Origin of the sequence: Haloterrigena sp. H1 (assembly GCF_005938085.1) — an archaeon.
Classification (GTDB): domain Archaea; phylum Halobacteriota; class Halobacteria; order Halobacteriales; family Natrialbaceae; genus Natrinema.
The window spans coordinates 414,696-429,651 of record NZ_SMZK01000001.1; the positions used below are offsets into that span (position 1 = coordinate 414,696).

Genomic DNA, 14,956 nt, shown 5'->3' on the forward strand with positions numbered 1-14,956 from the left:
TCACTCGTCGACCCGCTGCTCGAGGGTCGTCCGCAACTCGTCGGTCTCGGCCTCGAGCCCGTCGCTGATCCGGACGTCGTAGGGCGCTGGCTCCTCGATGCGGCGGTGTTTCTCGGGAAGCAGCCGGCGGTGCTCCTGTGCGGTCGCGCGAATCGTTTCGAGGTCGGGCAGGTCGTGGACGCGCGTCCCGTCCTCGATGACGGTTACGAGCCGTTCCTCGCCCGGCAGCGACTCGTCCCGGAGACCGATCACGTCTTCGGTGTAGGTGCCGTCCGACTCGAGCCGTCGGACGCTCTTCGCGCCCGGGTACGTCACCTTCCCCTTCGAGAGCTTCATCGACGGCTGCAGCTCGCCGTCCCGCTCGACCGCGACGAGTTTGTAGACGCCCTCGACTTTCGGCGCGTCCGTGCTCGTGACCAGCGCGGTCCCGGGGCCGAACCCCGCCCCGACGCCGTCGCGGTCGAAGAACTCCCGGATCGTGTACTCGTCGATCCCCGAGGAGATGTACTGGTCGAGTTCGGGGGCGACGTCGTTGACCGCCTTCGAGAGCGCGGGCAGGTCTCCCGAATCGAGTCGCACGCCGCGGATATCCACACCGGTCTCGTCCGCGACCTCCGTGGCGATTCGTGCCCCGTCGACCGTGTCGTAGGTGTCGATCAGCAGGATGCTGTCCGCGCCGTGCTCGTCGACGAACGTCTCGAAGGCGTCGCGTTCGGACTCGAAGCTCTGGACCCACGAGTGGGCCATCGTCCCGAACACCGGCACGTCGAAGGCCTCGCCGGCGGCGACGTTCGAGGTGCCGTCGAAGCCACCGACGTACGCGGCCCGCGCCGCCTTGATGCCCGCATCGGTTCCGTGCGAGCGCCGCGAGCCGAAATCCACCAGCCGCTGGTCGTCCCCGTGACGGTCGATCACGTCACGCATCCGGCTCGCCTTGGTCGCGATCAGCGTCTGGAAGCCGATCTGGTTTATCACGACCGTCTCGAGCAACTGCGCCTGCAGGATCGGTGCCGTCACCTCGAGCATCGGTTCGTTCGCGAAGACGAGCGTTCCCTCGGGCAGCGCGCGCACCTCGCCGGTGAACTCGAGCGACGCCAACTGCGAGAGGAACCCCTCGTCGAATCCCTGTTCGGTCAAAAACTCGAGCGCCCGATCGCTAAACGAGAGGTTCTCGATGTAGTGGATCGCCTGCTCGAGGCCGGCGGTCACCATGTAGCCCCGGTTCGGAGGCAGGTCCCGGAAGAACAGACTGAACGTCGCGTCCGGGTTGTGGTCCTGGTTGGAGTACGCCTGCATCATCCGCAGCTCGTACAGGTCGGTAAACAGCGGTGCAGTCTCCTGGGTGAGATAGCCAAAGGACGGGCGAGCCATAGCTTCGATGACCACTACAGGACTGCGTGCAATAAGATCCCGTGGCAGACTCACCCATTCGAAACCGAGTCGCCGCTATCGTGCCGTCCCGCCGACGAGACCGATCCCGGTGTCGCACCCCTGCGAACCAAACGGCTTTGGTCCCGCAGCGAACAACGGACTCCCATGCTCGAGCGAGTCCGGGACGCACTGTTCGCGCTTGCAAGCCGACTGCGCCGGCTCGAGCGGCGCGAACTCGACGCCTTCTCCCGCTGGCTCGAGCGGACGGGCAATCTCTTGCATCTCTCGGTGCTGGTGTTCGTCCCGCTGTTGATCGCGGCGGTGACGTGGCTGGCGAACGCGACTGCGGCGGTCTCGTTTCTGCTGTTTCCGCCGCTGGCGTCGGGGACGTACACGCTCTTTGCCGATCCCGAGGGGACTTACGCCACGCCGTCGACGTTCGTCGGCGGGATGACTGCCGGTGCGCTCTGTGGCTGGCTCGCACTCGCGCTGGTGGCGGCCACCGGGTTGGATGGCGGGAGCGTTAGCGCCTCGGGCGCTGCGTTGAGTGTGTTCTTTACCGGCCTCTGTACGTGGGCGCTCGACCTCGAGGAGCCGGCGGCGTTCTCGACTGCGCTCCTCGTCCTCTTGACCGGCAACGCGCAGTTGGCATACGTCCTCGGGATCGTCGTCTCGAGTACGTTCGTCGCGCTCGCGTTCGTCCTCTGGCGGCGACACTTCTACCAGCAGCGCGCTCGCTATCTCTACGGGACGACCACCGGTGACGATCACGTGCTCGTCCCGATGGGTGACGCCGACGAGACCGTCGCCCGGTTCGCCGCGTCGATCGCGGGTGCCCACGATGCTGGCAAGGTGGTGCTCTTCGATATCGTCGACGAAACCGACGCCGAGCAGGATGCTGACGCCACCGACGGCCAGGGCGAGTCGATATCCGTCAAACGCGCGGCCGGCGATGTGGCCCGACAACTCGAGTCGCTGTCGGCCGATCTCGAGACCGCCTACGACGTCTCCTGTGAGGCGGTCGTCGCGGCCGCATCCGCCCAATCCGCAGGTCTCGTCCTCCGGACTGCCCGCCAGCAGAACTGTGATCTCGTCGTCGCACCGTATGCCGAACACGAGAGCGGCGGGCTCTCGTCGTTTCTCAAAGGGTTGTTCGACAGCGAAATCGATGTTATCGCCTTCCATTCGAACGGCACCCGCCGCCGGCGCTGGCGTAACAGTCTGGTCGCCGTCCGGGGTGCTGGCGACACCGCTCGGGCGATGGTCGACTTCGCAATCCGGGTCACCAAACCCCGCCGCTCGGTCACCGTCAGCACCTGTATCGACGACGAGTCACGTCGCCGAACGGCCGAGAGCACGCTCGCCGATCTCGTCGACGCCTTCTCGGGCCGCTTCGAAACCCACGTCGCGACCGCGTCGGTCGAGATCTACCTCACTCGCGTCGCACCGCGGTACGACGTCTGCTTCGTCGGCTCGAGCACCGACCGCTCGGCTGCCTCGCGGTTCATCTCGCCACCGACGTTTCGCAAGCTCAGCGATCTCGAGGCCGACGTGGCGATCGTCCACCGGGGACGGCATCGCTGATACTGTCATACGGTCTGCTACCACTGTGTCCCGGCGCACCCGCATGACGGGACGCGGGTGTGCCGGCACTGACTGAGAGGAGTCCGTATCAATTTGTACCTGTTTACCGACTGTACTGCGGACGCGACGGCGTCTTACTCTCGGAAAAATATCGACCAAAATAGTTGTCGTGAGAGAAAGGATCGGGTGCCGCGCCGCAGCTGTATGATCGTCAGTTATTGCCGTGACCCCTCGTACCGAGTGAGTGAGTGTCGTGATACTACCCCCGGACACCCCCCTCGTACCGAGTGAGGTCTCGTCAAATAGAACGGTGTCTTTCCGAAGGACGACCACCAGAGTCCGCCAGAGAGGTTCTGTACGCGCGAAGTTAACACGTATCTAATAGTTAGTATTATTTCTTTTGGTATTACTGTCAGTTAGTATCGTACCGTAGCTGTTTTTCTGGAGACGATCTCTCTCCGGTAGTGTTCAGATAAGCTGATTCCATGCGAAGCTGAACGATCTGAGCCAGTCGTCGGCAGTTTCTGCTTCGGCATTGCTAAAGCAGTTTGAGAAACAGAGAGTTCGTCGTTTTATCTCTCGAAAGACACGTTCAACAGCATTCCGATTTCCATGTTTCTCGTATCTGAAATCGAAGCCGTGACGCTGACATGCATCTTGTAACGAATGCGATCCATCGACGAGAAACACGGCGTCGGAGACGTCGTGTTTCTCGGAGAGTTCCGTAAGAAACGAATGAGCAAGAACCTTCGTTGTTGTCGGCTCAAGCTTTGTATGGAGCAATTCGCTTGTCTTGGGATCGACTGCGGCGTACAGCCAATACTGCTCATTATTCAGTTGGATCACAGTCTCGTCAACCGCAACGTGATCCGGACACCGATCAGATTCGGGCTGTAGATCGGCCTTGTGAACCCAATTGTGAACGGTGGACCGAGCGCGTTCGACACCGAATATCTCAAGAATAGAGACAGTATTCGAAAGCGAGAGTCCCGCGAGATGCAGCTGAATACTGAGCTTCATCAGCAATCGCGGTGTCGCTTCTCGTTCAACAAACTCTAAGTTGATCTCGTCTAAACAACCATTGAGGCGGTCGTTTTCGGGCATAGATCACTCAGAAAACGAACCGCCTCATCCTTCATCCTTATCTGAACACCGCCCTCTCTCCCTACGGAGTGTTTATATACTACGTATGAATTAGGCACCACGTAGACCTGATGCTCACTCGGTACGAGGGGTGGGGCTGCTATCGGCTATCCTTATTAAGGAACGTTGTATTCCCTCAATAGGATCTCTCGGACTCGAATTCCGAATCTCAGTCAGCATCAGGTTCGGTGCGTTTAATTCCCTGGAACGTAATCTCGGTCCATGGCAGAGAATGGGGAATTGACTGATATATTTGACACGGGTGATATTTTTGCGAACCGAGAGTTAGTTCGTGTCGGTCACGTTCCTGAACTCGACCGTGTTGTGGGCCGTGACGAAGAAATCCGATCGGTCGGGAGTGCGCTTGCTGCTGCAACCGAAGGTGGACCGCCAGAAACGACGATCATCTACGGGAAAACAGGAACCGGGAAATCTCTCGTCTCGAGATGCGTCACACGTCAAGCATCCAGACGAGCCGCTAACAATGGCACTGCTCTTGAATATGCGTATGTAGATTGCTCGGATTATCAGACGGAAACGCAAGCAAGCCGTGAATTAGCCCGGGAACTGAACGAGAATCTCGAGGCAGGTGAGTCTATCCCGCAAACAGGCTTGAGTGCGGTGGATTATCGTGATATCACGTGGGACTTGCTTTCTAATCACGCGGTTGACTCACTCGTCGTCATCCTCGACGAAATCGATAAGCTCGAGAACGAAGATCTGCTTCGAAGCTTGTCGAGAGCGCGTGAGAGTGGGAAATCAGACACGTTTATCGGCGTTATCTGTATCAGTAATAAGATAGAGTATCGAGAACGGTTGAACGAGCGCGTGGATTCGAGTTTGCAGGATAACGAACTCGTGTTCGATCCATACGGCGCAAAACAATTACGCGCAATCCTTGAAAACCGGAAAGACGCGTTCAAACCTGATGTCCTCTCGGACGAGGTCATTCCGAAGACGGCAGCGCTTGCAGCTCGAGAACATGGTGATGCACGCAAAGCCGTCGAGACGTTCTACGAAGCAGGCCGTCTCGCGGAGAAGAACGGCGACGGGCAGGTAACTGACGCGCACGTCGATGAAGCCATCACCCAGGCAGAAGTCAACCGATTCCATCGCCTCGTGAGTGGACAGACACCACACGTGAAGTACATCTTACGAGCGCTTGCTGCACTGACCGCTTCGGAGGAGAAGAAACAGTTCCGGACCGCGAAAATATACGATCTCTACACGACGATCGCGACACAGGAGGGATCGGACCCGCTGTCACACGATCGAGTTAGACGGCTCCTCAAAGAACAAGCGTTCCTCGGGATTACTGAAAGCGAGCATACCGGTGGCGGCGATCGTGAGGGGAGTTATCTCGTTCATCGGCTGATGCGTGATCCGGACATCGTGTTCAATGCCCTCAACGCTGATCGTAGTCCTTGATACCCCGAACTGAAATGTCAGTGGTCCCCTCGCTGGTGCCAGAATCGCCGACCTATAGTAACAACTGAAACGACTTACACACTGATCGCACAGTAGTCGTGCGATCGGGTGTGCAGTGACGATCAGTGGCTACTATAGCATCTCATACGGACTACTGGTCGTCAGTGTCGGTGCACCTGCGACCGTCCGGCGGTCCCACCGGGATGTCGGTACAGCAGCCCGTCCCACTCACTCGGTGCGAGGGGTGGCTGGCTCGCTCTCCCAGTGACGAAGAGACAGAGAGAGGTTCTATGAAACACCCTACTCGCTCTCGAGGATCCGATCGATCAGACCGCTCTCGTCGCTGCCGAGTGCCGAGCGCACGAGCAGGTGGCCGCCCAGTTGTGCAGGACTGATGACCGCGTCCGCGCCGGCGCGCTTGAGTTTCTTGCTGTTCTCGCGGTCGGTCGCGGCGGCGACGATCCTGGCCCCGGGGGCGAGTTGGCGCGCGGTGAGGATGGCCAGCGCGTCCTCGGCGTCGTGGTTCGTGGCGACGAGGATTGCTGCTGCACGGTTGATCTTCGCGCGGCGAAGCGGGTCCTCGTCGCTTGGATCGCCGTTAATAACCGGCATGTCTCGATTCGTGAGTGCCGTCGCGGCCTCCTGGTCGTTGGTGACGACGACGAACTCGTGGCCGGTGTCTGCGAGTTCGTCGACGATCGGTTCCGTCAGTTCGCCGTAGCCGAGCACGAGGAGGTGCTCGTCTAGGAGTTGGAGTTGTGATTCGGTCATCTTTCCGAGTGTTCTCGAGATTCGATCTTGGATCAGGGGGCCGACGAGCGCCCCGATGGCGATACCGAAACTTGCGACGCCGAGGATGAGCACGGACATCGTAAACAACATCGCCTCCACCGACGCCGGATTCGGCGTCACGTCGCCGTAGCCGACCGTACTCGAGGTGATCAGCGTAAAGTAGAACGCATCGAGGATGTTGGTGATCCCGTCGAAGTGGTCCCGAAGGGCGTAGCCGCCGATGGTGCCGTACAGCTGGACGCCGACCAGCGCCGCGCCGGCCGCGATCTGTGTCGTCGTCAGCGCGAGCGGTTTGTCGAACCGGGTGCGAGTCAACAGGAGGGCCGGAATCGACACGACAGAAAGGACGACCAGGGGAAACGAGTACTGGCTCGACTGGAGGAACCCCTGTGCAGCGGTCAGCGGGAGCAACAGCAGCGTCGCCCACCAGCCGGCGCGGAGCCCGCGTCGGAGGGCGAGCGCGCTGCCGACCATCATGAACCCGGTGAGCGCCCCGGTGAACGCGGCGGCGCTTTGGATCGCGTCGGGAACGTACCCGTGGAGCGGCCCCGGGTTCGGGGTCCAGATGTTGATGACTGCGGTGGCGACCGAGAGCAGCGCGACCAGCAGGACGAGGATCACGGTCGCTCGCGTCGTCAGCACTCGCCGCCAGTTCTCCGGCAGCCGCGCTCGCAGCGACTGGTCGTCGGCCATACACACCGCTCGGCGGTGGTATTAGTTAAACGTCTCCGTCTCGCGTCTGCCAGTGTCGGCGTCAGCCACAGCGGAGTTCGATCGACGACCTCGAGCGGAGACGGATACCTGCCGTCCGCCGATGCTACTTTACCCGTCCCGCGCCACCAGCCCACAATGCCATCACTTCCGGTCGAACTCCTGCTTGGCCTCTACCTCGGGCTCCTGACCGGTATCGTCCCTGCCTTCGTCGCTGGCTCACTGGGCTTTCTCGTCCGGTACTTCACCGGCGTCACGCTGCCCGGGTTCGGTGTCGTCGTCCTCGCGCTGTCGATCGCCAGCGTGCAGGGCGGGCTGCTCGGCCTCGTCGAACCCACGATCGCCCAATCACCGCGGCTACTGGTCGCAGTGCTAGTCGTGCTCATGCTCGCGCTCTACGCCCACAACCAGGGCGACAAACTCGGCGCCGAACTCCCCCGCCGGCTCTCGCTGACCTCCATCCGACAGCGCACCCTCTCGGCCGACGTGGTCGAACTCGTCGGCTCGGTCGGCCAGGTCACGGTCCGGCCGACCGGCGAAATCCGCGACATGGAGGGGTACCCGCCGCTGTCGCCCGACCTCCGCGGGCGACTCAAAGCCGGCTCGTGGCGGCTCCCCGCCGACCTCCCCCTCTCGGAACTCGAGGCACGGCTCGAGGAACGATTGCGAACCGAACACGATCTCGCGGACGTCGACGTCACACTCGACGAGCGGGCCCGCGCGACGATCGCGGCGGCACCGCCCTCCGGCAGCCTCTCGAGACGGCTCTCGACGGGCCACCGTGCCGTTTCGGTTGCGACGGTCGTCCCGACGGGCCTCGCCCGCGGCGACGAGGTAACCGCCCGAGTCGGTGACCGCTCGATCACCGGGACGGTACTGAGCGTCCGGACCGAGATCGACGACGAGCGCGCCGCGGTCCCCGTTCCCGAGAAGTCCCCGGACGACGAACTGGCGACCGACGGGGGCGACCCGACAGCCGATGCCATCCCGACATCGAGACCGACCACGGCGACCGCCGGCGGCCCCGGCCGCGTGACCATCGCCGTCGCTCGACGGGACGTCGAGCCACTTCTCGAGGCCGAGTCGCTGGGACTCGTTGTCCGCTCGCGAGGGACGAGCCGCGAGTTCGAGGCGTTCGCCCTGCTCAAACGCGAGGGGTACGCCGTCCGTCGGCTGACCGTCGGTACTGGCGGTACGGACGGCGAGACGGCCGACGAGCCGCCCACGTCGGCGACGGCGGTTCGGGTTCTCGCCGTACGACGACAGGGTAGCGAGACCGGTGGCCGCCGCCACGGCTGGGTGTTCGGTCCGGGTATCGAACGCCCGCTCGAGGCCGGCGACGAGGCGTTCGTCGCGGGACCCGACGACGCGATCGACGCCTTCGTGGAGGCGGTCGCGCGATGAGTCAGCCGCTCTCCGACGACGCTGCCGAGGCCCGTGACGACTACGGGGGTGAGCGCCCGTGATCGACCCCGTCCCCGCCCAGGCGATCCCGACGGAGACGCTGCTGACGGCGGTCCTCCGCATCGTCGGGTTCGTCCTGCTCGCGGCCGGCGCCGCGGCCGGCACGGCGGTCACTTACCGATGGTACAGCGGGGACGGGATCCCCGACGGCGTCGCCATCCTCGTCGGCGTCACGGTCGTCGCGCTCTGGCTCAACACCCAGACGGCACTCCAGCAGGCGATCATCGGAAACACCGGACTGACCGAACCCGGCACTGCCGTCTACACCGTCACGGTGTTCGTCGCCAGCGCGATCGCCGCCGACGGTGGCCGCCGGCTGGGCGACTACCTCGCACGAGACGTCTTCATGATGGCGACGCCGCGGACGTTCACCGAGGTCAGCCAACTCGTCCGCTCGGCCGGCCGCGTCGTCACCGTCGAACTCCCCGACGAAATCGCGGACATCGACGGCTACGACCCCGTCGACGAGTCGGTCAAAGACGACCTCGCGGGGGAAACGTTGCTCTTCCCCCGCCGGCTCACCGTCGAGGGGTTGCGCGACCGGCTGGCAGCCCGCCTCGAGCGCGACTTCGGCGTCGGTCACGTCGACGTCGACCTCACTGCGGAGGGGACGATCGAATACCTCGCAGTCGGGAGCCGGCCGGCGGGGATCGGCCCGACGCTTGCTCCCGGGACCGTCGCCGTCGCGCTTGAGGCCGATCCCGCAGCCGATGCCAGCCCTGGTGACGCAGTTCAGATCTGGACCCGCGACGAGGGCGGGACCGCTCGGCTGGTCGCCGGCGGCGAACTGCGAGCCGCCGTCGACGACGTCGCGACGGTCGCCGTCGACGCCGCCGACGCGCGCGACCTCGAACCCAACCGAGCGTATCGCCTCACGACACTGCCGGGTAGTCCCGGTGCCGAGCGAGAACTCGTTTCCCTGCTCCGGGCGGCCGACGAGACGGTGACGGCGATTGCCATCGCGCCGGACGACCCGCTGACCGGCCACCCAGTCGGCGCGTTGCCGCTTCTCGTGGTCGCCCTCGAGCGCGCGGGTGACGACGAAAAACACCTGCCGCTGCCGGCCGACGACGTCCAGCTCGCAGCCGGCGACGTCGCCTACGTGCTCGGCAGGCCGGCCGCGCTCCGGCGGGTGACCGACCGAACGCTAGTCGAACCGTCAGCGGGCGACACGGCCGAGCAGGGCCGAGCCACACCCCACGCTGGTGGGGCGGCCACGGGACACGAACACGATTCGAAACCCGGCCGATCGGGGGAGCGGTAGCTACTTGCCGCCAGCAGCGATAGCGCCACGTATGCCAACGGAGTGGAAACTGTTCGCAGACCTCGCGGAACGCGCGGGGGACAAACACGTAACCGTCGACGCTGCGGCCGGTGACACCGTCGGTGATGCTTTCGAGGCACTGCTCGAGACGAAACCGACGCTCGAGGATCGCGTGCTCGAGGACGGCGAGTTGCGATCACAGATCAACGTCCTTCGCAACGGCACGAACGTCTTAGTCGAGGAAGAGGGGCTGGACACGGAACTCGAGGGCGACGACGAACTGGCGCTGTTTCCGCCGGTCAGTGGTGGGTGACGCTCGAGTCGGATCGAGCAACCGACAGCGACGGCGGCGCGAAACCAGTCGAATTTCTTAATTGTATCCGTTCGAAACAAGTAGCCGTGCGACTTCGAACGACGGTCAGCCTCGCGGGTCGTGCAGTCGGTGCGGCTGTGATGGGTCTCGGAACGCTCGTCGTCGTAGGGCTTGTCACCGCGATACTGGGCGGGCTGGTGGTTGGCGGACTCGTCCTCAGCGTAGTCGACCTCGTCGTCGATCCCGGTCTAAAGGCGTTCGTCGCGATACTGCTCCTCGGGGGCGCGCTGATGCTGCGCATCTGGATCGGCGACGTGCGTGAAGCGGTCCGGCAGGGCCGTGCTCGGCTGCTCCGCGAGACGGTGCCGATCGACCTCGCACCCGTCGACACCGAGCGGGTCGCGTCGACGACCGCTCGGGTCGCGGCCCAGTTCGATCTGCCAGTGCCACAACTTCGTCACCATCACGCGAGGACGCCGATCGCGTGCACGACGAGACGCGACGGTGAGACGGTTCTCGTCGTTTCCAGTGGCTTGCTTGAGTCACTTCCCGACGCGGAACTCGAGGCGGTGATCGCCCACGAACTCGCACACCTCGCCAACGGCGACCAGCAGTTGATGACATGGTCGCTCGTGCCACTGATCGCCGCCGAGGAGTTCCACGATGAGATGGACAAGGAGGACGGCGATCCGCGAGACATTCCCTGGGTGATGCTCGGGCGGCTGCTCCTCGGGAGTTCGACCCTCGGCGTCGGGCTGTTCTCTCGCGGTCGCGAGTTCGCTGCCGACCGAGCGGCCGTCGCCGCCACCGGTGAGCCGGGTGCACTCGCCGCAGCGCTCGAGCGCCTCGATTCGGCGACTGCGGACCGGCCGCCCGCGGACCTGCGAACACACGCCCGGTCCGTCGACGCGATGTCCGTCCTCCCGACGCTGGACCCGGAGCGTGATGGCGGTGGTGGCCTCTTTGCGACCCATCCCGCGACGGAGCGTCGCATCGAGCGATTACGACGGCTGGCAGCGGACTAAGCCGACGACTCCGCCGTGAGATCGATTCCGAGCACGAAGTCCGGTTCCTCGGCGATATCCGCCCCCACGAGCGGCACGTCGGTGACGTGGCGGGCGGTTTCGGGGATCAGCACGCGCGTGGCGTCGGCTCCGCAGGCGGCGCCGTCGCGGGCGATCGCCGCCAACAGCGAGCGGGCCGCGTCGACATCGTCCCACGCGGCGACGCCGTACTCGGCCCACGTCTTCGACTCGCTCGAGTCGTCGGTCCCGACTGTGCTGTCGTACGTTCGCGACCGGTAGGCCGTCCCCGCTAGACCGGTGTCGCTCTCGACGGCGAAGACGGCCGTCTCGTCGGCTAACCGCTCGAAATCGGCGTGCGTGAGCTCTCGCATCGCCCAGCTCTCTCCGGGCGCCAGTCCCAGGCCGTGCAGGTGATCGCGGGCCTCGCTGTGAGTCCAGTAGCGCCACGCGCTTGTGGGATCGCTCGAGACTCGGTGTGGGCCATCGGCGGTCGGATCGGGCTCCGGGTGAGCAAACCGGAACTCGGTGATCGGTGCGAACCCGCTGGCGCGTGCCGCGCCCAGCGAGGTGGCGTTCCACGAGAAGATCATGACCCGGCCGACGGTCGCACCCTGTTCGCGGGCCCACGCGAATGTCGCTTCGTTCAGCCGGCGGCTCACGCCCTGGCGGCGGTAGTCGGCCGCGACGCGCATTCCCTGGAACCAGGCCTCGTCCGGCGAGAGCATGACGGCCTGCACGATGCCCGCGGCCTCGCCGTCGACCTCCGCGAGGAAGGTCTTCTTGCCCTGGCCGGGCCCGTCCTCGAGCCACTCGTGGTAGACCTGTGGGATGTAGTCGCCGCCGCGATCGACCCAGATGTCACCCGTGAAGGCGGCGACGGCATCGTAATCGTCGTGGGTCGCGCGCCGGATTTCGATCGCCGCGTCGGCGTCTGAATCTGGTGGCATGACTGTCGAAACACCTCACGGGGTCGCTCGAAACCGGTCCATTATCGCTCCCTGTGCCGGTCGCTATTGGTGACGTCATCGAGCCGGTCCAGTTCGCGTTCTACCTCGAGCGACCGTCGATGCTGGGGCGAAACGATCGCCTCACCGGACCCGTCGATTCGTTCTTCGGGGTTCTCGACGGCAATCCACTCACGGAGTCGCGAGAGAACGCCACGGATCATACGCGGACACTCAGCGGCCATGCCCAAAAGTATAGCTCAGAATAGGGTTTCCAACTGTCCGCACGGTCGGCCGGCAGCCGATCTTACTCCCAGGGAACCGATCGTTCCTGAAGCTCGCCCGCAAGCGACGTGCTCATTGCCTCTTCGACGTCCTCGCTGTTCGCGAGCGCCCACATCAGCTTGACCTTGGCCGTCCCCGGCAACGTATCGCCGGCTTCGATGACGCCCGCCTCGAGCAGGTCCCGACCCGTGTCGTAGACCCGGTCACAGACCCGGCCCTCGAGACACTGGCTGGTCATAACGACCGTCGTGCCGTCCGCGATCAGTTCCGCGAGCCGCGGGATGAGATCGGTGTGGACGTGGCCGAGGCCGGTGCCCTCGACGGTCAGGCCCTCGCTGCCCTCGACGACATCGAGGAACGCGGGATCCATCCCGGGCGTGAATTTGACGAGTTCGACGTCGTCCTCGAGGTCGGCGTCGATCGCGAGGTCGGCCTCGCCGCGTTGCTGGTAGTCGCGATGGAACGTGATCTCCTCGGTCTCGTAGTCGACTTCGCCAAGCGGCTTCGCGCCGACGGTCTCGAAGGCGTCCCGACGCGATGTATGATTCTTTCGCACGCGAGTGCCGCGGTGGAGCGCACAGCGATCGTCCGATTCGGACGCGTGCATACAGACCATGACCTCCGCGCAGTCGCTTTTGGCGGCCTCGACGGCCGAGACGGCGTTCATGACGTTGTCGGAGGACGGTCGATCCGCCGAGCGCTGCGAGCCCGTAAAGACGATCGGGACCGGCGTCTCGAGCATAAAGGACAGCGCCGACGCGGAGTACTGCATCGTGTCGGTGCCGTGCATGACGACGACGCCGTCGGCACCGGCCTCGATCTCCTCGGCGACGACCTGTGCGAGCTCCTGCCACATCGGCGGCTCCATGTTTTCCGAGAGGATGTTGGCGACGACGCGGCCGCGATAGTTCGCCCGGCCTGCGAGGTCGGGAACGGCGCGCAGGACGTCCTCGGCGTCGAACTGTGCGGTCACCGCGCCGGTGCGGTAGTCGACCGTCGAGGCGATCGTCCCGCCAGTCGAAATCAGCGAGATCGTCGGCAGGTCGTCGTCGAACTCGATTTCGGAACTGCTCTCCTCGTCGGGACCCGTCGAGTCCGTCCCGTCGATCTCGTAGACGTCCTCCGCGAGGACGTCGACGTCGGCACCGTCGCGATCGACGCCGACGTTGTAGCCGCCCTCGAGTTTCACCACGAGGTGTTCGTCCGTGCTCGAAGGGAGCAACACGCCTTCGTACGTGCGATCCGCGCGGTCGACGCGGACGCGGTCGCCTGGGTTCATAGGGAGGCGTTGCGCGGCGGCGGACTTGAAGGCACGCTTTCGATGGGCGTGAGCTGCCACCGTCAGGGTGGTTCCACACCAACTGCGAGACATTGATCGGCGTGCTGTCATGCGATCGGACGTGCAGTGCTGGCCCGTGATGGCTCTCGTTCCTCACCGAACGTCCAGTCCGCAGCGGTGTCAAACCGGCTGCCGTCGAGAAACGTCGTCAAACGCAACAAATAAACCGACGACCGTTTACATACGTGATATGCAAATCGAGCCGCAAGCGTTCGACCGGGTTCTCTCGTCGATGTGTACGGAACCCCACCCGGCGGCGCGCGACGCGGCCGAGCGGTTTCTCGCGACGAATCCCGGTGACCCAGGCACGTATCCCAACGTCTCGGCACTCGAGGACGACGCGATCAGCCTGTTAGGCGAGATCGCGGGTCTGGACGACCCGGCAGGCTACGTCACCAGCGGCGGGACGGAGGCCAACATTCAGGCCGTCCGCATCGCTCGCGAGCGGACCGACAGTCGGACGCCGAACGTCGTCATGCCCGAATCGGGCCATTTCAGCTTCCAGAAAGCCGCCGACTTACTCGGTGTCGAACTCCGGATCGTTCCGACCGACGACCAGCACCGGGCTGATCTCGAGGCCGTCCGCGCCAGCGTCGATGCCGACACGGCGCTCGTGATCGGCGTCGCGGGGACCACCGAGTACGGCCGCGTCGACCCGATTCCAGCACTCGGCGAGATCGCCCAGTCGATTGATGCCATGCTCCACGTCGACGCCGCATGGGGCGGGTTTGTTCTTCCCTTTACTAACTACGAGTGGCACTTCGGCCACGCCGCCGTCGACACGATGACGATCGACCCCCACAAGATGGGCCAGGCCGCGGTGCCCTCGGGCGGGTTGCTCGTGCGTTCGCCGGAACTGCTCGATGAACTCGCCGTCGACACGCCCTATCTCGAGTCGACCTCGCAGGCGACGCTGACGGGCACCCGATCGGGTGCCGGGGTCGCAAGCGCCGTCGCGGCGATCGAAGAACTCTGGCCCACCGGCTATCGCAGCCAGTACATCCGGTCACAGAACAACGCCGAGTGGCTCGCCGACGCCCTGGAGAAACGCGGCTACCGGGTCGCTGACCCCACGCTGCCGCTGGTGGCAGCCGACGTACCCCGGTCGACGTTCGACGCCTTACGAGCGAAGGGGTGGCGGATTTCCCGGACCGCAACCGGTGAGCTACGTGTCGTCTGTATGCCCCACGTCACCCGTGAGATGCTGGCGTCGTTCGTCGGCGATCTCGATCGGCTCGAGGTGCGTGCGAGCGTGCCCGTGGCGAGCGACGATTGAGTGACAAATACGGTCAG

The 14,956-nt window shown here is 64.4% G+C and carries 13 protein-coding genes; 7 read left to right on the forward strand and 6 right to left on the reverse strand.

Annotated elements, in window-relative coordinates; translation table 11 throughout:
- A complete protein-coding gene (locus E2L06_RS02125; protein ID WP_138778159.1) occupies positions 1–1,371 on the reverse strand; it encodes a nicotinate phosphoribosyltransferase in 1,371 nt (456 codons plus the stop codon).
- Positions 1,372–1,536: 165 nt separating this feature from the next.
- Here E2L06_RS02125 and E2L06_RS02130 point away from each other — a divergent pair, with 165 nt between their 5' ends.
- Entirely contained in the window at positions 1,537–2,955 is a 1,419-nt protein-coding gene (locus tag E2L06_RS02130; protein WP_138778161.1) for an HPP family protein, read from the forward strand.
- 468 nt (positions 2,956–3,423) lie between these two features.
- Here the strand turns inward: E2L06_RS02130 and E2L06_RS02135 are convergent, their stop codons facing one another.
- On the reverse strand, positions 3,424–4,059 hold the full coding sequence (locus tag E2L06_RS02135; RefSeq protein WP_138778164.1) for an IS6 family transposase: 636 nt from the start codon (positions 4,057–4,059) through the stop codon (positions 3,424–3,426).
- Positions 4,060–4,320: 261 nt separating this feature from the next.
- On the opposite strand from E2L06_RS02135, the gene E2L06_RS02140 reads away from it, so the two are divergent.
- On the forward strand, positions 4,321–5,526 hold the full coding sequence (locus E2L06_RS02140; protein ID WP_138778166.1) for a Cdc6/Cdc18 family protein: 1,206 nt from the start codon (positions 4,321–4,323) through the stop codon (positions 5,524–5,526).
- A 300-nt stretch (positions 5,527–5,826) separates the two neighbouring features.
- On the opposite strand, the gene E2L06_RS02145 is transcribed toward E2L06_RS02140, so the two are convergent.
- Entirely contained in the window at positions 5,827–7,011 is a 1,185-nt protein-coding gene (locus tag E2L06_RS02145; RefSeq protein ID WP_138778168.1) for an NAD-binding protein, read from the reverse strand.
- Between the two features lie 156 nt (positions 7,012–7,167).
- Between E2L06_RS02145 and E2L06_RS02150 the strand changes: the two genes are divergently transcribed.
- The 4 genes from E2L06_RS02150 to E2L06_RS02165 all read left to right on the forward strand — a co-directional run bounded on the left by E2L06_RS02150 (position 7,168) and on the right by E2L06_RS02165 (position 11,095).
- Positions 7,168–8,433, forward strand: a complete 1,266-nt coding sequence (locus E2L06_RS02150) for a potassium transporter TrkA (RefSeq protein WP_138778170.1) — start codon at positions 7,168–7,170, stop codon at positions 8,431–8,433.
- 61 nt (positions 8,434–8,494) lie between these two features.
- Positions 8,495–9,757 carry a TrkA C-terminal domain-containing protein gene (locus E2L06_RS02155; RefSeq protein ID WP_138782476.1) on the forward strand — a complete coding sequence of 421 codons (1,263 nt, stop codon included), beginning with the start codon at positions 8,495–8,497 and terminating at the stop codon, positions 9,755–9,757.
- A gap of 31 nt (positions 9,758–9,788) precedes the next feature.
- On the forward strand, positions 9,789–10,070 hold the full coding sequence (locus E2L06_RS02160; RefSeq protein WP_138778172.1) for a ubiquitin-like small modifier protein 1: 282 nt from the start codon (positions 9,789–9,791) through the stop codon (positions 10,068–10,070).
- A gap of 86 nt (positions 10,071–10,156) precedes the next feature.
- Entirely contained in the window at positions 10,157–11,095 is a 939-nt protein-coding gene (locus tag E2L06_RS02165; protein ID WP_212750761.1) for a M48 family metallopeptidase, read from the forward strand.
- Here E2L06_RS02165 and E2L06_RS02170 read toward each other — a convergent pair.
- The 3 genes from E2L06_RS02170 to gatD all read right to left on the reverse strand — a co-directional run bounded on the left by E2L06_RS02170 (position 11,092) and on the right by gatD (position 13,603).
- Complete coding sequence (locus E2L06_RS02170; protein ID WP_138778174.1) at positions 11,092–12,042, reverse strand: GNAT family N-acetyltransferase; 951 nt, start codon at positions 12,040–12,042, stop codon at positions 11,092–11,094. The genes E2L06_RS02165 and E2L06_RS02170 overlap by 4 nt on opposite strands.
- 41 nt (positions 12,043–12,083) lie before the next feature.
- Complete coding sequence (locus tag E2L06_RS02175; RefSeq protein ID WP_138778176.1) at positions 12,084–12,263, reverse strand: hypothetical protein; 180 nt, start codon at positions 12,261–12,263, stop codon at positions 12,084–12,086.
- An 83-nt stretch (positions 12,264–12,346) separates the two neighbouring features.
- On the reverse strand, positions 12,347–13,603 hold the full coding sequence (gene gatD, locus E2L06_RS02180) for a Glu-tRNA(Gln) amidotransferase subunit GatD (protein ID WP_138778178.1): 1,257 nt from the start codon (positions 13,601–13,603) through the stop codon (positions 12,347–12,349).
- 250 nt (positions 13,604–13,853) lie between these two features.
- Between gatD and mfnA the strand changes: the two genes are divergently transcribed.
- Complete coding sequence (mfnA, locus tag E2L06_RS02185) at positions 13,854–14,939, forward strand: tyrosine decarboxylase MfnA (RefSeq protein WP_138778180.1); 1,086 nt, start codon at positions 13,854–13,856, stop codon at positions 14,937–14,939.
- Positions 14,940–14,956: the final 17 nt, after the last annotated feature.